Origin of the sequence: Allocoprobacillus halotolerans (assembly GCF_024399475.1) — a bacterium.
GTDB lineage: Bacteria > Bacillota_I > Bacilli_A > Erysipelotrichales > Coprobacillaceae > Allocoprobacillus > Allocoprobacillus halotolerans.
This window is the reverse complement of sequence record NZ_CP101620.1, coordinates 2543260-2562251: the sequence shown is the minus strand read 5'-3', so window position 1 is coordinate 2562251 and position 18992 is coordinate 2543260. Positions and strand designations below refer to the sequence as shown.

Below are 18992 nucleotides of genomic sequence, written 5' to 3'. Positions count from 1 at the left end.
TATATGTGTTTATTAGAAAAGGAATGAAAATATGAAATTGATTTATGATTATACCCAAGAACAAATGATTGATGCTTTTCAAGAATTAGGTGAAAAGAAATTTAGAGCGACTCAAGTCTTTGAATGGCTATATCGTCAAAATGTACAATCTTTTGAACAAATGAATAATTTGTCTTTAAGTTTAAGAGATAAATTATCTCAAACTTATTGTATTGGACCTTTTAAGATTGTTGAAAAACAGGTTTCAAAAGATGGGACAATCAAATATCTTCTGGAATTAAGTGATGGAGGATTGATTGAAACAGTTTTGATGATTCATGATTATGGTAGAAGTCTTTGTGTTACTAGTCAATTAGGCTGTAATATGGGATGTCGTTTTTGTGCCAGTGGTTTGTTGAAGAAACAAAGAAATTTAACTGCAGGTGAAATGGTTAATCAGGTTTTAACTGTGATGCTAGATACGAATGAAAGAGTCAGTCATGTGGTTGTTATGGGAACGGGGGAACCTTTTGATAACTATGATGCTGTGATGGATTTTGTACGTATTATCAATCATCCCAAAGGATTAGCGATTGGGGCTAGACATATTACGATTTCAACTTGTGGTTTATGTGAAGCTATTGAACGTTATAGTCATGAAGGCATTCAAACCAATTTAGCGATTTCTTTACATGCCCCTAATGATGAAATTAGGGATCAGTTAATGCCAATCAATAAACGCTATCCAATGGATGTTTTAAGAAAAGCAATCGATGATTATATTAAAAAAACGAATCGACGTGTGACTTTTGAATATATTCTTTTAAGAGGGGTTAATGATGAATTGAAACATGCCAGACAATTGGCACACTATATCAGAGGACTCAATGCCTATGTCAATTTGATTCCTTATAATGCAGTGGATGAGCATGGTTATCAACAATCTCGACCTCAGGATGTAGAAGCGTTTAAAAGTGAATTGTTACGTTTAAAAATCAATGTGACATTACGCAAAGAACATGGTAGTGATATAGATGGAGCATGTGGACAGTTACGTGCCATGAAAGTAGGTGAACAAAATGCAAATCATCGTTAAAAGTGATATTGGACGTGTCAGAAAAGTCAATCAGGATGATGTCCGTTTTTATCAAAAAAATGATCATGAATGCTTGATTGTTTTATGTGATGGTATGGGTGGGCATAATGCTGGTGAGATTGCATCGCAAATGGTATGTGATGATATTATTGACAATTATCGTAATCATGAGCTGCTTACAGATGAACAGCATATTCATGACTGGATGTTATCAGCTATTTATCATGCTCATCATATGGTAGCAACCAAAAGTCATGAATCACCTGCCTATGAAGGTATGGGAACAACGATTGCTTTGGTTTTATGCGTTGATGATCAGGTTTATATTTCTCATGTTGGAGATTCACGTGTCTATCAGGTTAGTGATGAATTAATCCAGTTAACGAAAGATGATACGCTTGTCAATGTACTTGTTGATTCAGGAACTATTTCGCAAGCTGAAGCAAAAGTTCATCCACAAAAGAATATATTATTACAAGCAGTAGGTGTCAGTGATGCTTTAAATCCTTCATTCATAACAAAACAAATGAATCAGGGTATGTTATTGATTTGTTCTGATGGTTTGTATAATTCATTAAGTGATATACAAATTTTAGATATTTTACATTTGCCTGACGATCTTGAAACAAAAGCTTGTCAATTAATTGATACAGCTAATACATATGGAGGTCAGGACAATATCAGTTTTGCACTTATTATCACAAAAGGAGTTGTTGATTTATGAGTTTAGTCAATAAAAAAATAGCTGGACGTTATCAATTAAAAAGACTCATTGGACAAGGTGGAATGGCAGATGTCTACGAGGCTGAGGATATGATTCTACAAAGAACAGTAGCTGTTAAAATTATGCGTTCTTCTCTAACTGGAGATCCTGTTTATGTGACACGTTTCCATCGTGAAGCGAGTGCAGCTGCCGCTTTATCACATAAAAATATTGTTGAAATTTATGATGTCGGTGATGAAAAAGACGATTATTATATTGTTATGGAATATGTACCTGGGCAAACGTTAAAAGAATTGATTCATAAGCGTGGGGCTTTGCATTATGTTGAGGCTGTTGATATTATGAAACAGGTTGTCAGTGCGACAGCAAAAGCTCATTCTACAGGAATTATTCATCGTGATTTAAAACCTCAAAATATCATGGTAACAGATAGTGGGGTTGTAAAAATTGGTGATTTTGGAATTGCTTCTATTCAATCATTATCTCAAGTAACACAAACTGATACGATTATGGGTTCGCTTCATTACTTGGCTCCAGAAATTGCACGTGGGGAAAAAGCAACAGCACAAAGCGATATCTATGCTTTAGGAATTGTATTTTATGAGTTATTAAGAGGTGAAGTTCCTTTTAATGGTGAATCACCCGTCAATATTGCCTTAAAACATATGCGCGATGATATGCCGTCTGTACGTGCTTTTAATCCATCAATTCCTCAATCAGTAGAAAATATTATTATTAAGGCAACAGCCAAAAATATAAAAGATCGTTATTATAGTGCTTCACAGATGTTAGAAGACTTAGTTCATTGTTTAGAGGCTGAACATATTAATGACGAAAAAATATCGTTTGATTATGAAGAAGATCAGGAATTAGCAACAATTGTGGCTGAAGATAAAGATTTTTTCACTCAAACACAGTCACATACACATCTTCCTATTGAAGAAGATGAAGAAAAGGCACCAAAACGTTCTCATAAGAAAATGATAATGATTATTGGAGCGAGTGTTATTGGGGTTTTGGCTATTTTATTAGCTGTATATTTCTTATTTATGCAGCCATCTCAATCTTTTGAAATGCCTGATGTTTTGAATTTAACTGAACAGGAAGCTATCACTTTATTAGAACAAAAAGAACTCCAAGTGGATAAAAATATTACTTATGAATTAAGCGATGATGTAGAAGAAGGAAAAGTTATTTCCAGTGATCCTATCGCTAAAACACAAGTGAAAAAAGGTGACGAAATCAGTTTGGTTGTATCATCAGGACAATATGTTGTTATTGGTAATTATGTTGGGAAAAATTATGATACAGTAGCTGAGGAATTAAAAGAGCTTGGTTTTGATGTTAAGAAAGAAGAAAGAATAGACGAACAAACTAAGGGAACAATCCTAGAGCAATCGCTTGAAGTAGGCGAAAAAATAGATCCAAATAGTCAAAATAAAACCATATCTTTTGTTGTGTCAAAAGGATATAGTGCAGTCGTTCCTAATGTTTATGGGCAAGATATTCAAAAAGCTAAAAGCATTTTAGAAGATGCTGGTTTTGTGGTGAACTTAAGTGTATTAGATCCTCCAACTTCAGTGGAAGTTATCAAAACCATGAAATTAAATGTTGTTGAAAGACAATCTTTAGATGCTTTTACAACGGTATATAAAAAAGGTGAAAAGATTACACTGTATTATTATAATACGAAACCTGAAATACCTGAAACACCAACAGATAATAACAACAATAACAATACAACGACACCAAGTACAGATACACCTGCTAATACGCAGCCAGCAGGTGAACAAACAACAACAGGACAATGAGGGAGATAAATGCAAAAAGGACAAATTATTAAAGCACTTGCAGGATTTTATTATGTAGAATCTAATGGACAGGTCTATCAATGTAAAGCACGTGGGAAATTTAGAAAAGATGCATTAAAACCGTTAGTTGGAGATTATTGTGAATTCTCAATTGAAAATGAAACTGAGGGCTATATTTTACGTCTGTTGCCACGTCAAAATAGTTTGATTCGTCCACCTATCTGTAATGTTGATCAAGCTTTACTTGTTTTTTCAGCAAAAGAGCCAGATATGAATCTTTTGTTGTTGGATCGTTTCTTGATTTTAATTGAGCATCTTCAAATTCAACCAGTGATTTGTATATCCAAAATGGATTTGGTTGATGAAAGTCATATTCATAGTTTAATGAAGCCTTATGAAGAGGCTGGATATCATGTTATTTATGTGAGTTCTAAGGAAAAACAAGGAATAGAAGAAGTGAAAAAGATTTTTAAAGATCGAATAACAGTGATTACGGGGCAAAGTGGAGTTGGAAAATCAAGTTTACTGAATGCTTTAGATATTCATTTACAGATTGATACCAATGAGATTTCTAAAGCTTTAGGTCGAGGGAAACATACGACTAGACATGTGGAATTAATTGCGATGTATGATGGTTATGTGGCTGATACACCTGGTTTTTCATCATTGGAATTAAAGATTGAACCAACTGAATTAGCCCAAAGTTATCATGATTTTGCTAAACTTTCAAAACAGTGTAAGTTTCGAGGATGTTTACATGAAAGCGAACCTCATTGTGCTGTTAAAGAAGCAGTTGAAAATGGTGAGATTGCTGCTTCAAGATATGAACACTATTTAACATTCTTAAAAGAAAGTAAGTTATTAAAGGAGAAAAAATATGGTTAAGGTAGCACCTTCAGTTTTATCGGCAAATTTTGCTGAGTTAAAAAAAATTTAGACTCTATCAAAGAATGTGGAGCTGATTGGATCCATTATGATGTCATGGATGGACATTTTGTTCCTAATATTTCTTTTGGATATAGTATTTTAAATGATATTTCAAAAGTGACAGATTTATATCTTGATGTTCATTTAATGATTGAAAAGCCAATGAAATATGTTGATGAATTTATTCAAGCTCATGCATCATTAATAACAGCCCACATAGAAGCATTTGATAGTGAAGAAGAAGTCAAAGCGTTTATTCAACATGTACATTTGCAAGGTATTGATGTTGGTTTAAGTATCAAACCGGCTACACCAGTTGAATCACTGCTTCCGTATTTAGATATGTTGGATTTGATTTTGGTTATGAGTGTAGAACCAGGTTTTGGTGGACAGAAATTTCAAGAACAGGCATTAGCCAAGATTCAACAACTTTGCAAGTTGCGTCAAAATCATTCCTTTTTGATTGAAGTGGATGGTGGTATCAATGATTCTACAGGGTTATTATGTAAACAAGCTGGAGCAGATGTTTTAGTAGCTGGAAGTTATGTTTTTCATGCTGAAAATCGAAAGGCTGCAATTGATTCATTAAAATGAAAATAGGAATTTATGGTAGCATGAATGTTGGTTGTGTTCATGATGATACAATTGATTATATTGGGGTTGATCAAGGTGTCTACCATCTTTATCATCAAGGTATTACACCAATCATTGCTATTGGAGATATGGATTCAATTGAAGATGATAATATTTTAAATCATCTTCAGATTCGACGTTATTCCAGCATTAAAGATGACACAGATACAGCTTTAGCTATTCAATATGCTATTGATCATGGTTATGATTGTATTGATTTATATGGTGTTACACATCAAAGAATGGATCATTTTATGGCTGTTTTATGTCTATTAGAAAAATATCAGGATATAGCAATAACTGTTTATGATGAATGGAATAAAATCTTTGTTTTAAAACCTGGTAAGCATCAAATTTTTAAGGAACAGTATTATTATTTTTCTATCTTTGCCTTTGATGAAAGTGTTATAACTTTAACTGATTGTCATTATCCATTACAGCACTATCATTTAAAAAGAAATGATCCACTATGTGTATCTAATCAAATGAATGGCGAATATGCTTATATTGAAAATAGTCAAACCATACTTTTCATTCAATCTCGATCATAAAGGAGGAAGGAAATATGTATCAAATAGTTTCAGATGGTTCATGTGATTTAGAACAATCACTTGTTGAAAAATATCATATTCAGGTTGTACCATTTTATATTACGGTTGATGGTGTTCACCATCAAAAAGAAAAAAGATATTGAAGTGCATGCTTTTTATCAATACATGGTTGATCATAAAGATGTCTTTCCTAAAACATCCATGCCTTCCATTGAAGATTACATACAGACATTTACTAAAATTTTAGATCAACAAGAAGATATTATTTGCATTTGTATTACAACAAAATTTTCTGGTTCATATAATAGTGCCATGAATGCCAAAATGATGCTAGAAGACAAATACCCAGAACGTCGTATCACAATTATCGATGCAACTGTAAATACTGTTTTACAAGGATTATTAGTGATTGAAGCTGCTAAAATGAAAGAAAACGGTCTTGTTTATGATGAAGTTATACAAAAAATCGAAGAAATCAAAACAACAGGACGTATTTTCTTTACTGTAGGTAATTTTGAATATTTGATTCATGGTGGTAGAATTGGAAAAGTTGCAGGTGTAGCAGCAAAAACATTGGGCATTCGTCCCTTGATTGTTCTTCATGATGGTGAAATCTTTGCGGTGGGTGTCACACGTGGTCGAGAAAAATCTAAACAGAAAGTATTAGAAAAAACAATTCAATATTTTAAAGACAATCAACTTTCTCCTTGTGATTATCGTTTTTGTGTTGGCTATGGTTATGATCGTGTAGAAGGAGAAGTATTCAAAGAAAAGTTACAGACAGCTTTATTGCAAGCTTTTCCTGATTATGATGTGCCTATTTTGATTCAACAAATTGGTGCTACCATTGGTGTGCATACTGGACCTTATCCAATTGGAGTCGGTATATTAAAAAATATGATCTTTAGGAATAATTCCTAAAGATTTTTTGTATAGTTTTCAAAAAACGAAACAAGCTAAAAAAGAAATATAATTTTAGCACTTTATTGTTGACAGTGCTAAAAAACGTGCTATACTATAGTTAGCACTTGAGTATAAAGAGTGCTAAAGGAGTGATCGATATGAATATTGAAAAATGGACAACAGCCATGCAAGAAGCTATGCAAAAGGCAATGCAACAAGCTTTAGGTATGTCTTGTCAAGTTGTTGATGTGGAAGATTTTCTTTTGGCTTTATTAGAAGATACAAGTGGTATCTTCTATCGTGTACTTTCTAAAGCAAATGTAAATATTCAGCAGTTAACAACATTTTTAAGAAATAAACAACAACAAAAATCAAGAGTCAATGGTATTGATGAAAGTCAAATGAGAATTTCATATGATTTAAATCAATTATTCATCAAAGCTCAAAAAGTGATGAGTGACTATAAAGATGAATATACAAGTGTTGAACATTTGATTATGGCAATGTTTGAAGTGCAATCAAGTTTTATTCAAGATATGATTCGCCAATATCATTTAAATAAAAAAGAAATTGAAAAGATTATTAAAGAAATGCGAGGTGGCAATATGGTCGATAATCCACAACCAGAAAATCAATATGAAGTTTTAACAAAATATGGTAGAGATCTAATTCAAGATGTAAAAGATGGAAAATTAGATCCAGTTATTGGACGTGATGAAGAAATTAGACGTGTCATTCAAATTCTTTCACGTAAAACAAAAAACAATCCTATTTTAATCGGTGAACCAGGTGTAGGGAAAACAGCTATTGTTGAAGGTTTGGCATGGCGTATCTTTAAAAATGATGTGCCTGTCAGCTTACAAAATAAAACATTGTATGAACTTGATTTAGGCGCATTAGTCGCTGGAGCAAAATATCGTGGTGAATTTGAAGAAAGATTAAAAGCAGTTTTAAATGAAATTAAAAAATCTGAAGGAAATATCATCTTATTTATTGATGAAATTCATCAATTGGTTGGTGCTGGAAAAACAGATGGTGCTATGGATGCAGCAAACTTATTAAAACCAATGTTAGCACGTGGAGAATTGCATTGTATTGGAGCCACAACTTTAGATGAATATCGTATGTATATTGAAAAAGATGCTGCTTTAGAAAGACGTTTCCAAAAAGTTCAAGTTGATGAACCTGATAGTGATGATACAATCGCAATATTACGTGGATTAAAAGATAGTTTTGAATCTCATCATGGTGTACAAATTACAGATAGTGCTATTGTGGCAGCTGTGAATATGAGTGAACGTTATATTACTGATCGTTTTTTACCAGATAAAGCGATTGATTTGATTGATGAAGCTTGTGCTTCTGTACGTATGGAAATTGATTCTTTACCTGAAGAATTAGATGTTATTACAAGAGAAAAGAATCGTTTGGAAATGGAACGTATTTCCATTGAAAAAGAAGATAAAAATGCAGATAATGAAAAACGTTTAGATGAAATTAAAAGTCGTATTGCATCTTTAGATGAACAGGTGACAGGATTAACAGACAAATGGAAAGACGAAAAGAAGGCTTTGGATCATATTAAAGAATTAAAAGATCAAAAAGTCAGATATGAAGCTTTAAAGGATAAATATGAAACGGAAGGTAATTTAGAAGAAGCTTCAAAAATCAAATACGAAACATTACCTCGTATTAATAAAGAAATTGCTGATTATCAATCTCAAGAATCAGATGATGCCTTGTTACAAGAAAAAGTCAGTGTTGATACAGTTAGTGAAGTGATTGCCAGATGGACAGGTATTCCTATTCAAAAATTAATGGAATCCGAAAGAGAAAAATTATTACATCTTGATGATACATTAAGAAAAAGAGTCATTGGACAAGATGAAGCGATTGAAAAAATCTGTGATGCGATTTTAAGATCACGTGCTGGTATTAATGATGAAAATCGACCAATTGGTTCATTCATGTTCTTAGGTCCAACAGGAGTGGGAAAAACTGAAGTCGCAAAGAGTTTAGCTGAACAATTATTTGATAGTGAGAAAAATATAGTCCGTATTGATATGAGTGAGTATATGGAAAAGTTTAGTGTATCTCGTTTATTAGGAGCACCTCCAGGATATGTTGGTTATGAAGAAGGCGGACAGTTAACAGAAGCTGTTCGACGTGCACCATATAGTATTGTTTTATTGGATGAAATTGAAAAAGCTCATCCTGAAGTCTTTAATGTTTTATTACAAGTTTTAGATGATGGTCGTATAACTGATTCTAAAGGAAATGTTGTTAGCTTCAAGAATACCATTATCATTATGACTTCTAATATTGGTTCTCAATATTTGTTACAAGGTAATAATGAAGAAACAAGAAAACAAGTGGAAATGGAATTAAAAGCCCATTTTAAACCAGAATTTTTAAATCGTATAGATGAAATTGTTATGTTTAACTCATTAGATCATCAAATTGTTTATAAGATTATTGATAAGTTTATTGGGCAACTTTCTTCTCGTCTAGAACAACAAAATATTTCTGTTCAAGTTTCTCAGGCAGCGAAAGAAGAAATTGCATTAGAAGGATTTGATCCAACATTTGGTGCAAGACCTTTAAAACGTTTTATTCAAAGTCATATTGAAACATTAGTCGCAAAAGAAATGATTAAAGGAACAATTCAAAAAGATGATAACATTATGATTGATTATCAAAATCAACAATTTGTGATTCAAAAGGTATAAGATAAACAGGTTAGTAGAAGATGATTTTACTAACCTTTATTTTATAAGTTCATAAAATACAAAATTTGTTATCAACTATTATTGAAATTGAATAATAATATTGATTATTTATGATATTATGTATGTTGAAAGAATTGATAAAATTTGTGGTAACATTTTATTTGGCTTAAAATATTATAATGAATTTAAAATATAGATCTTTGAATTCTGAGAAATTTTGTAGTATTATGGGTATACTGATAGAGGTATTGGAATGTATCAAAATTGGTTTTTCTGTTCCAATTAAAAACAGTTCTAAAAAAGATACAAAATGTATCAAAAAAGCGGTGATCCCCACCATCATAAAGAGGGAACAAAAAAGTTGGACTAGAGAAATAAACTCTAGTCCTTATTTATTAGGAAAAACAGTATGAGCAAAAATAATGAAATGTATAGGTTAGTAGTAGTCAATATTGTGACTATTTAAGACAATTTGATTATAGAGTGAGTTATAATTTAGGTACAAAAAAATTGAGACGTTTTGTGGGTGTTTTGTTTGAAATCAATTCATGTAAATATTTTGCGCCTCTTTCATCTCCTAAGGCAAAACATATGCTTATGAAAAATCAAATAGATTTTTATAAGATTGATCGTGGTAAACTTGGAGCTATTAATCTCAATAATATGATACCTGTAATCGATGGTGAGTATAAGTATGCAAATATTCATATTGATGACACATGAGAGAAAGTATAGAATTTTATTAAGAAATCAATTACATTGGTTGAATCGTCATGGTGTGAATCTAAGATATAAAGCAAAGAAACTCTATGAAAATAGAATAAATGATACACTACCACGAAGAATAAAAAACAGATGTTGTGATTTAAAGTTATTAGAACAAAAATGTATTGAATATTCCAAAAATACAGAAAAATAATATTCAATAAAAGTTTCATATGAAGAAAAGGTCGATTCATAGAAAAAGAGCATTTCTTTTTCCTTTTTATATCTTATAAAATATGTTAAAATAGCCAAAGGAGGAAGTTATGCAAAGATATTTTATAGATGATAAAAATATAGAGGGAACATTGATTCATATTGACCCTTATAATCATAAACATATGCAACGTGTCATGCGTTATCGTCAAGGTGATCAAGTGATTTGTATTTTACCTGATCAGCATGTTTACATATATGAAATTATGGATATAGAAAAAGGTATTCTCCAACAAAAAGAAGAATTAATAGAGAATAACGAATTAGATGTTGAAGTGACTTTAATCTATGGCTTACCTAAAAATGATAAATTTGAATGGGTATTACAAAAAGCTACAGAATTAGGTGTTTCAAGAATTGTTCCATTTTTATCAAAGCGTAGTGTTATTAAAACAGATGAAAAAAACTTTGAAAAAAGCGTGAACGTTATTTACGTATTTTAAAAGAAGCGAGTGAACAATCTTGTCGTCAAAGAATACCTGAATTAACATCATTAGCGAAACTATCACAATTAAAAGATTATTTAAGTGATGTGAATCTAGTCGCTTATGAAGAAGAAAGTCGTCAAGGTGAAAAAACGACCTTTGAAAAAGCATTGCAAAAGAATTATCAATCTATCACCATTGTGATTGGGCCTGAGGGTGGCTTTGATGAAAGTGAAATTGTAAAAATGAAGGATTATGGTTTTGAAAGCTGTGCATTAGGAAAAAGAATTTTACGCAGTGAAACAGCGCCGTTATACATGTTAAGTGTCATAGGATTTAGTAGGGAGTTGATGTCATCATGGGATTTATAGAAAGTTTGAATAAGATAGGAGTTGATATTACTTTCTCAAACACAATTATATCAAGATATAGAAAATCATCGTTCTTTTCTAGAAAAGATGGGTTTATCTTCTAAGATCAAATCTGCATTTGATTTATTTTCATATGAAATTATTTATCGTGGTTTATTAACACAAAATCAAATTGAAAATATATATGAAGCTTTTTTAAATCAACATTATGATTTATTAGATTATTTAAATTATGATGAAAAACGAAAAATGTTTAATAATGATATTGCTAAATTACTAGAAACAGCACCACATTTTGTTGATCAAGAAAGTCAAGTAACGATTTATATTCCATATCTTGAACCTTTTGTCAATCAACGATATACACATGATTATCAAATGTTATTATTAAAACAACATCGTGAATATGTTCAAAATTTTCAAGTTAATCTGCAAACACCTATTGATATGTATGGTTATGGTATTTTTCGAACAGGTTTTACATCTTTGCAAAATGTTTATGAAGATGAACGTCATATTTGTATGTATTTTGATCCGTTAAAAACAATTTATATCTTTAAAAAAGATAATCATGAATTTTTAAATAAAGTGATTATTCAAGATGATAAAGCTAAATGTGATGTATTATTAGATGATGTGAAACAGATTGCTTATGATATTGAAAATTATTTATATCGTGATTGTTTAGAAAAATTGAAAGATTTAGAATATATATCTTTAAAAAATTATAAGAAAATTATTAAGAAATATAAGTAGAAAGGATTTTTATGAAAAAAGTTGCATTTTTAACATTGGGTTGTAAAGTCAATACGTATGAATCGGAAGCAATGCTGAAGCTTTTTCATGATGCCGGATATGAGAGTGTTGATTTTAAAGAATTGGCTGATGTGTATGTGATAAATACATGTACTGTAACCAATACGGGTGATTCTAAATCACGTCAAATGATTCGTAAAGCGATTCGACAAAACCCTCAAGCGACAGTATGTGTTGTGGGATGTTATAGTCAAGTAGCCAGTGAAGAGGTCGCTCAAATTGAAGGAGTTGGCGTTGTTTTAGGAACGCAGTTTAGAAATCGTATTGTGGAATTTGTCGAAGAATATAGACGTACGAAACAAACTGTTATTCATGTGGCAGATGTGATGAAACTATCACGTTTTGAAGATTTAGATATTGATGAATTTACAAGAAATACACGAGCCTTTTTAAAGATTCAAGATGGTTGCAATAACTTTTGTACGTATTGTATTATTCCTTATGCAAGGGGAGAATTCGTTCAAGAGATAAAGATAGTGTTTTAAAACAAGCTCAAAAATTAGTGGAACATGGTTTTGTTGAAATTGTTTTAACAGGTATTCATACAGCTGGCTATGGTCAAGATTTTGATGATTATAGTTTTTATGATTTATTGGTTGATTTAACTACACAAGTTAAAGGGTTAAAAAGACTGAGAATTTCATCTATTGAAATGAGTCAAATCACTCATGAAATCATTGATTTAATTGCGACATCTCCAATCATTGTTGATCATTTACATATTCCTATTCAATCAGGATGTGATAAAATCTTAAAGAAGATGAATCGTCATTATACAACGAAAGAATTCGCTCAAAAAATTCAGGAACTTAAAGTTAAGTTACCAAGTTTATCTATTACAACTGATGTGATTGTTGGTTTCCCTGGTGAAACAGATGAAGATTTTCAATCTACATATAAATGGATTGAAGAGATGCATTTTAACCAATTACATGTTTTTCCATACTCACCACGAAAAGGCACACCAGCTGCTAGAATGAAAGAACAGGTAGATGGAAAAACCAAACATCAAAGAGTGAAAACATTGATGGAGTTATCACATCAATTACAACATGATTTTGCTTATAAGCAAATTGGAAAAACTTTAGAAGTCTTAATTGAAGAACCTGATGGTGATGCAATGATTGGTCATGCATCGAATTATTTAAAAGTGAAAACAAAATTATCAAAAGATTCAGTAGGGCATATTTATCGTGTGTTGATTGAAGAATGTCAAGATACGATATTGATAGGAAGTGTTGTGAGTGAAGAAAATTAATGAATTATTTGCAGTTGATGCTGATTTTAAAATTCAATCCATTTATAGTGATTCACGTTATGTTGGAAAAGATTCGATATTCTTTTGTATTGATGGTTTAAGTGTTGATGGACATAAATATATTGAAGATGCTATTTTTCAAGGTGCCAAATGTATTGTTTATTCTAAACCTCTCACATTTAAGCATAAAGATGTTTTGTATATTAAAGTTGATAATGTTTTAGATGAATTGAATAGGGTTGCGATTTATTTTATGATCATCCTAGTTACAAGATGACAATGATTGGTGTGACTGGCTCCAGTGGCAAAACAATCGTGGCTTTAATGATTAAAAATGCGTTATCAAAATATTTAAAAATGGGCTATATTGGAACTAACAATATTGAATATGCTGGCATTATTGAACAATGCCCTTATACAACACCTGAAACAATTTTCCTTCAAAGACATTTAAATGATATGGTTAAAAAAGATGTGAAAGGTGTAACATTGGAAGTTTCCAGTCATGGTTTAGCATTAAAAAGAGTTGATAGTGTTCATTTTGATATAGGTATTTTTACAAATGTTTATGAAGAACATCTTGATTTTCATGGAACTATGGAAAATCTAATGGCTTCTAAAGCTAAATTATTTTCATTACTTGATGAAAAAGGATATGCTATTTTAAATACGGATGAAGTACGTTTTTATAATCTGGTTAAAGATGAAGTAAAATGTCATATTTTGACTTATGGAATAGAACATAGGGCAGATGTCATGGCAAGAAATATTGAGATTTTTATTGATCATACTGAATTTGATTTACAGGTTAATGAAGAAATGAGACATGTTTCTGTACCTATTTTGGGCCGATTCAATATTTCCAATGTGTTAGCTGTCATTACTGCTTTATTAGCGTTAGAAATACCAATAGCTCAAATCATTAATATGGTTGAAAATGTTCAAGGTGTAGATGGACGTATGGAACTTTTAAAACATCCTTATCCATTTCATGTGATTGTTGATTATTGTCAACATGCTAAAAGCTTTGAAAAAGTCTTTCAATTTGCCCAAAAAGTAAAAAAAGATGGTCGTATTATTGCTGTATTTGGGGCACCGGGTAAAAAGAATTACAATAAACGACAAAAGATTGGTAAATTAGCAAATCAGTATTGTGATCAGGTCATTTTAACGGCTGAAGATAATCGAGATGAAGATATTCAAGATATTTGTTTAGATATTCAAAAATATATTGAAAAACCTGTAAGTGTTATTATAGAAGATCGTCGTATTGCGATTGAACAGGCTATTGAAATAGCTAATCGCAATGATATTATTTTGATTCTTGGGAAAGGACATGAACAGTTTATGGCATCTGCCATTGGAAATGATCCTTATCCTGGAGATAAATATGTTGCTTTAGAAGCAATTTATAAAATTTTTAAAGGAGAAGATGATGATGGAAAAGAAATGGAACAAATTTATTGATCACACAGTTTTAAAAGCAAACGCAACAAAAGATGATATTACAAAATTATGTGAAGAAGCAAAGCAATATGATTTTGCATCTGTTTGTGTAAATCCAACATGGGTTAACTATTGTGCAGAATATTTAAAAGATAGCGATGTCAAAGTGTGTACAGTGATTGGATTCCCATTAGGAGCCAATACTTCTACTGTGAAAGCATTTGAAACTCAAAAAGCTATTGAAGAAGGTGCTGATGAAGTAGATATGGTTATTAATATTGGTGCTTTAAAAGCTGGTGATATTGAAATGGTTTATCAAGATATTCAAGATGTTGTTGATGCGAGTCAAGGGCATTGTGTGAAAGTGATTATTGAAACATGCTTATTAACAGATGAAGAAAAAGTCATAGCTTGTAAACAAGCAATGAAAGCACATGCGGCTTTTGTAAAAACATCAACTGGTTTTTCAACAGGTGGTGCCACTGTTTATGATGTTGCTTTAATGAAAAAAACAGTAGGAGATCAATGTGAAGTCAAAGCAAGTGGTGGTGTAAAAACATTTGCTGATATGGAAGCTATGGTCGAAGCTGGTGCGACACGTATTGGAACTTCATCAGGGATTTCATTGATGAATCATGAATAAAGCAAAAAAATGAAAATATCAAGCGTGAAATATATAAAAAAACTTGATTTTCTGTGAGTATCAAGGTATAATAACGCTTGTATTTCGTGTCAGTAAAGGGGGAAGTTCAATATGGCAAAAACTGTAGTAAGAGAAAATGAATCATTAGATGATGCATTACGTCGTTTTAAAAGACAAGTTTCTAGAACAGGTACCCTTGCAGAAGCTCGTAAAAGAGAATTTTATGTTAAGCCTGGTTTAAAACGTAAAATGAAATCAGAAGCTGCTAGAAAAAATAAAGGTAAACAAAGATAAGAAGAACTTTTGGTTCTTCTTTTTTGTTTTTTATCATATATTCCACTGAGGTGGTATTGTGCTCATTGTTGATAAGGAAAGTTTATGTATATATGATTTTCTTGAGGTTTTCTTGATGGATAGTCATGTTTTTAAAATTCAAATGCGTGATTATACTTTGATTATTAGAGGACATCATTTACAGATGGAATACTATGATCAAAAAGAAATCCGTTTGCATGGACATGTGAAAGTGATTGAGTATGATGAAAATAGGGTATGATTATTATAGTGTTGATGAAACATTTATCTATGCTTTATTAATATTTGTTAAAAAGAAGAAACTGAAATTATTACATTTGCAAAAACATGATACACATTTTTTCTTTTATTTACCCGTCTATCAAAGATATAGTTTAAGAAAATGGGAATATCCTTATCAATATATCAAAACTGTAGGATTATTGAAATATGTTTTTTTCTTATCAAGACAGCACTTAAATTTTATTGGTGTGCTTTTTTCTTCATCAGTCTTTTTCTATCTTCATATCTTATTTTTGATATACAAATAGATGGAACTTTACCTGAACTTAATCATGATATTCAAAAGACATTACAAAAAGAAAATATTACTTTTTTTAAACCACTTCAAAATTATCAAGAATTAAATGATTTATTATTACAATTAAAGGATATATATAAAAATAAGGTTGAATATATAAATGTTTATCAAACGGGGAGTGTTTTTCACGTTGAATATACAAAACGTAAACAAGAAAGTGTTAAAAAAGATGATTATCGTAATTTATATGCTAATCAAGATGGCATGATTCAATCTTTAGATGTTAAAAGTGGAAATGTTGTGGTTAAAAAGAATGATTATGTTAAAAAAGGTGATTTATTAGTTGAAAATACGATTATTTCTACACAAAATAAAACCAAGATTATTCCAGTTGAAGGACATGTCTATGCTTATACTTTTCATCAATATGAAGCAAGTATGAGTGATGTTAAACAAGATAGAGCTGAAGCCTTTTATCAGCTTTTATTAAAAATACGAAGTCAAATTCCTATAGGAGCTATTATTGATAAAGAAAATGTTTTACAAATGACAAGGAGTCGTAGTAAAATAACGTTAAAGATGCATTATACTCTTATTGAAGATATTGCAGTCAAAGGAGAAAAGAATGAAGAAAATCTTAAAACTACAAACATGCACGATGGATGAAATATCAAGATTATTTGGTCGTCAGGAAGAAAATATACATTTATTAGAAGAAGCCATGCAATGCGAGCTGATTGTTCGTGGGGATGAAATTGTATTGGATGATACAGAAGAAAAAATCAACAAGTAGAAGATATGATTCGTACTTTATTGACACTTGTTAAACAGGGTAAAACAATTTCTCAAAGAGATATTATTTATTCTTTAAATCTAGCAAAACATCATCAATTAGATAAGATTGATGAACTGTATCAAATTAAAATTGCACGTACTTCTAATGGAAAACTGATTTATCCTAAAACCTTAGGACAAAAAGAATATTATCAGGCATTGAAACGCAATGATGTTGTGTTTGGGATTGGACCAGCAGGAACAGGAAAAACATATTTAGCAGTTGTTTTTGCAGTTCAGGCTTTAAAGAATAACGAAGTCCAAAAATTGTTTTGACAAGACCCGCTGTTGAGGCTGGAGAAAGTTTGGGCTTTTTACCAGGTGATTTAAAAGAAAAGGTTGACCCTTATTTAAGACCACTTTATGATGCTTTGTATGATATGTTAGGACAAGAGAAAACAGAACGTTATATTGAAAAAGGTATTATTGAGATTGCACCACTGGCTTATATGCGTGGACGTACACTAGAAGATGCTTATGTTATTTTGGATGAAGCGCAAAATACAACAGATGCTCAAATGAAAATGTTTTTAACAAGACTTGGTTTTCATTCTAAAATGATTATTACTGGTGATATTACACAAATTGATTTACCTAAAGGTGTAGGTAGTGGCTTAAAGAAAGCTATGCATATTTTAAAAGATGTGAAAGGTATTCGTTTTGTACATTTAACTGCTTTAGATGTCGTTAGACATCCAGTTGTACAAAGAATTATTGAATGTTATGAAAATGATGAAAGAAATGATGATATGTAAACTGTTGACGTTGTTCAGCAGTTTTTATTTTATAAAGTATGAAAAGAGATTTGTTTAAAATATCAATTTCTTCCTGTGAAAATACTTTTGCCATAATTGTTGCACCTATCAGTAATGTTGATAATAAAAAAGCACCTATAGATGGTGCCAGTACTGTTAACATACTGTCCTTTCTATAGGTACCATTTTAAATGAAAATAACCACTTTTTAAATCTGTTTAAGATATTGTTTTAAAACTTTTAAATGAGCAGTAGAAACAGGAATTTTAGCAATATCATCTAATTCATACATGGAAAGTAATGGTTGAGAAAGTGTAAAATGATAAATATGCATGTGCCATGTGCGATGTGTAAAAACATGTTTTACTTGTCCGTGATAGGAAATCAAAGATAAGGGAATATCATATTCTTTCTCAAATTCTTCTATGAAACGATAAGGACTTTCTATTTCATATTGGACAAAACCATAGAGATTTTCTAATAATCCAGCAGGATTTTGAACCATAAAATATTGATTTTGATAAGTAATAATTCCTGTAATATATTGCAGTTCTTTATGTTTTATATTTTTAATAGAAATGGGCAATACTTTCTCTTGTCCAGTTTGTTTTGCTTTACAAAAAGAGGCGATTGGACATTGTTGGCATTGTGGGTTTAAAGGACGACAGATAGTTGCTCCTAAATCCATTAATCCCTGATTAAACGCTGATGCATCATATCCTGTTAATAGTTCGCTGACAATTTGAGAAATCTTCTTTTGAGTTTTACTAAGAGCGATATTGTCTGTTAAGGCATATAGACGCGAAATAATTCTTAACACATTACCATCTATGGCAGGTGTTGAAAAACCATATGCAATGGAACAAATGGCTCCAGCAGTATAAGGACCAATTCCCTTTAATTTTAAAATTTCCTGATAGGTTGTTGGAAATTGCCCATGATAGTTTTCTACAATAAATTTTGCTGTTTCATGAATATGTTTGGCACGACGATAATATCCTAGTCCTTCCCATAATTTATAAACTTCTTCTAATGGAGCCTGTGCAAGTTTATCAATGGTATCAAATGTTTCAATAAAACGTATATAGTAGGGAATGACCGCCTCGGTTGTTGTTTGTTGTAACATGATTTCACTAATCCAGATGTAATAAGGATTATTTGTTTCTCGCCATGGAAAATGACGATGATTTTGGTTGTACCATGAAATTAAATTGTTTTGTATATTGTTTTGCATCAAATCACCGCTTGTATTATACTATAAAAAATGTAAAAAGAAAA

Annotated in this window: 20 protein-coding genes and 3 pseudogenes; 21 read left to right on the top strand and 2 right to left on the bottom strand. The window is 31.1% G+C overall.

Annotated elements, in window-relative coordinates; all coding sequences use genetic code 11:
* The first annotated feature begins 31 nt into the window (after positions 1 to 31).
* From rlmN to NMU03_RS17810, 21 genes and pseudogenes are all read left to right on the top strand, one after another.
* Positions 32 to 1075 carry a dual-specificity RNA methyltransferase RlmN gene (gene rlmN, locus NMU03_RS15190; RefSeq protein WP_290139580.1) on the top strand — a complete coding sequence of 348 codons (1044 nt, stop codon included), beginning with the start codon at positions 32 to 34 and terminating at the stop codon, positions 1073 to 1075.
* Positions 1059 to 1799 (top strand): Stp1/IreP family PP2C-type Ser/Thr phosphatase, encoded by a 741-nt coding sequence (locus tag NMU03_RS15185; RefSeq protein WP_290139579.1) that lies wholly within the window; start codon positions 1059 to 1061, stop codon positions 1797 to 1799. Before rlmN ends, NMU03_RS15185 begins: the two co-directional genes overlap by 17 nt.
* Positions 1796 to 3610, top strand: a complete 1815-nt coding sequence (gene pknB / locus NMU03_RS15180) for a Stk1 family PASTA domain-containing Ser/Thr kinase (RefSeq protein ID WP_290139578.1) — start codon at positions 1796 to 1798, stop codon at positions 3608 to 3610. The genes NMU03_RS15185 and pknB overlap by 4 nt, the downstream gene beginning before the upstream one ends.
* Before the next feature lie 9 nt (positions 3611 to 3619).
* Complete coding sequence (rsgA, locus tag NMU03_RS15175; protein WP_290139576.1) at positions 3620 to 4495, top strand: ribosome small subunit-dependent GTPase A; 876 nt, start codon at positions 3620 to 3622, stop codon at positions 4493 to 4495.
* A 96-nt stretch (positions 4496 to 4591) separates the two neighbouring features.
* A complete protein-coding gene (locus NMU03_RS15170) occupies positions 4592 to 5131 on the top strand; it encodes a ribulose-phosphate 3-epimerase (protein WP_435372910.1) in 540 nt (179 codons plus the stop codon).
* On the top strand, positions 5128 to 5721 hold the full coding sequence (locus NMU03_RS15165; protein WP_290139574.1) for a thiamine diphosphokinase: 594 nt from the start codon (positions 5128 to 5130) through the stop codon (positions 5719 to 5721). The genes NMU03_RS15170 and NMU03_RS15165 overlap by 4 nt, the downstream gene beginning before the upstream one ends.
* A gap of 14 nt (positions 5722 to 5735) precedes the next feature.
* Positions 5736 to 5864: a DegV family protein gene (locus tag NMU03_RS15160; protein ID WP_290139572.1), complete on the top strand. Its 129-nt coding sequence runs from the start codon at positions 5736 to 5738 to the stop codon at positions 5862 to 5864.
* 1 nt (position 5865) lies between these two features.
* Positions 5866 to 6642 (top strand): DegV family protein, encoded by a 777-nt coding sequence (locus NMU03_RS15155; protein ID WP_290139570.1) that lies wholly within the window; start codon positions 5866 to 5868, stop codon positions 6640 to 6642.
* A gap of 140 nt (positions 6643 to 6782) precedes the next feature.
* Positions 6783 to 9353, top strand: a complete 2571-nt coding sequence (locus tag NMU03_RS15150) for an ATP-dependent Clp protease ATP-binding subunit (protein ID WP_290139569.1) — start codon at positions 6783 to 6785, stop codon at positions 9351 to 9353.
* 483 nt (positions 9354 to 9836) lie between these two features.
* Positions 9837 to 10076 carry a type III toxin-antitoxin system ToxN/AbiQ family toxin gene (locus NMU03_RS15145; RefSeq protein WP_290139567.1) on the top strand — a complete coding sequence of 80 codons (240 nt, stop codon included), beginning with the start codon at positions 9837 to 9839 and terminating at the stop codon, positions 10074 to 10076.
* Positions 10048 to 10272, top strand: a complete 225-nt coding sequence (locus NMU03_RS15140; RefSeq protein WP_290139565.1) for a type III toxin-antitoxin system ToxN/AbiQ family toxin — start codon at positions 10048 to 10050, stop codon at positions 10270 to 10272. The genes NMU03_RS15145 and NMU03_RS15140 overlap by 29 nt, the downstream gene beginning before the upstream one ends.
* Positions 10273 to 10381: 109 nt before the next feature.
* Positions 10382 to 11032, top strand: a pseudogene (locus NMU03_RS17815) (RsmE family RNA methyltransferase); the annotation flags it as partial.
* A gap of 116 nt (positions 11033 to 11148) precedes the next feature.
* Positions 11149 to 11883 (top strand): hypothetical protein, encoded by a 735-nt coding sequence (locus NMU03_RS15125; protein ID WP_290139562.1) that lies wholly within the window; start codon positions 11149 to 11151, stop codon positions 11881 to 11883.
* 11 nt (positions 11884 to 11894) lie between these two features.
* Positions 11895 to 13201 (top strand): annotated as a pseudogene (gene mtaB, locus NMU03_RS18120) (tRNA (N(6)-L-threonylcarbamoyladenosine(37)-C(2))-methylthiotransferase MtaB).
* Positions 13188 to 13478, top strand: a complete 291-nt coding sequence (locus tag NMU03_RS15110) for a Mur ligase domain-containing protein (protein WP_290139557.1) — start codon at positions 13188 to 13190, stop codon at positions 13476 to 13478. Before mtaB ends, NMU03_RS15110 begins: the two are co-directional and overlap by 14 nt.
* 2 nt (positions 13479 to 13480) lie before the next feature.
* Positions 13481 to 14668, top strand: a complete 1188-nt coding sequence (locus tag NMU03_RS15105; RefSeq protein WP_290139555.1) for a Mur ligase family protein — start codon at positions 13481 to 13483, stop codon at positions 14666 to 14668.
* The gene (deoC, locus tag NMU03_RS15100) at positions 14640 to 15290 is read left to right on the top strand and encodes a deoxyribose-phosphate aldolase (RefSeq protein WP_290139554.1); all 651 of its coding nucleotides are present in this window, start codon (positions 14640 to 14642) and stop codon (positions 15288 to 15290) included. Before NMU03_RS15105 ends, deoC begins: the two co-directional genes overlap by 29 nt.
* A 111-nt stretch (positions 15291 to 15401) precedes the next feature.
* Positions 15402 to 15584 (top strand): 30S ribosomal protein S21, encoded by a 183-nt coding sequence (gene rpsU / locus NMU03_RS15095; RefSeq protein WP_087245930.1) that lies wholly within the window; start codon positions 15402 to 15404, stop codon positions 15582 to 15584.
* Between the two features lie 58 nt (positions 15585 to 15642).
* On the top strand, positions 15643 to 15846 hold the full coding sequence (locus NMU03_RS15090) for a YabP/YqfC family sporulation protein (protein ID WP_290139551.1): 204 nt from the start codon (positions 15643 to 15645) through the stop codon (positions 15844 to 15846).
* 141 nt (positions 15847 to 15987) lie between these two features.
* A complete protein-coding gene (locus NMU03_RS15085) occupies positions 15988 to 16791 on the top strand; it encodes a sporulation protein YqfD (RefSeq protein WP_290139549.1) in 804 nt (267 codons plus the stop codon).
* Positions 16751 to 17714, top strand: a pseudogene (locus tag NMU03_RS17810) (PhoH family protein). The gene NMU03_RS15085 and the pseudogene NMU03_RS17810 overlap by 41 nt, the downstream one beginning before the upstream one ends.
* Here the strand turns inward: NMU03_RS17810 and NMU03_RS15065 are convergent.
* Positions 17671 to 17877, bottom strand: a complete 207-nt coding sequence (locus NMU03_RS15065) for a hypothetical protein (RefSeq protein ID WP_290139542.1) — start codon at positions 17875 to 17877, stop codon at positions 17671 to 17673. The pseudogene NMU03_RS17810 and the gene NMU03_RS15065 overlap by 44 nt on opposite strands.
* Before the next feature lie 45 nt (positions 17878 to 17922).
* Positions 17923 to 18948 (bottom strand): A/G-specific adenine glycosylase, encoded by a 1026-nt coding sequence (gene mutY / locus NMU03_RS15060; RefSeq protein WP_290139540.1) that lies wholly within the window; start codon positions 18946 to 18948, stop codon positions 17923 to 17925.
* Positions 18949 to 18992: the final 44 nt, after the last annotated feature.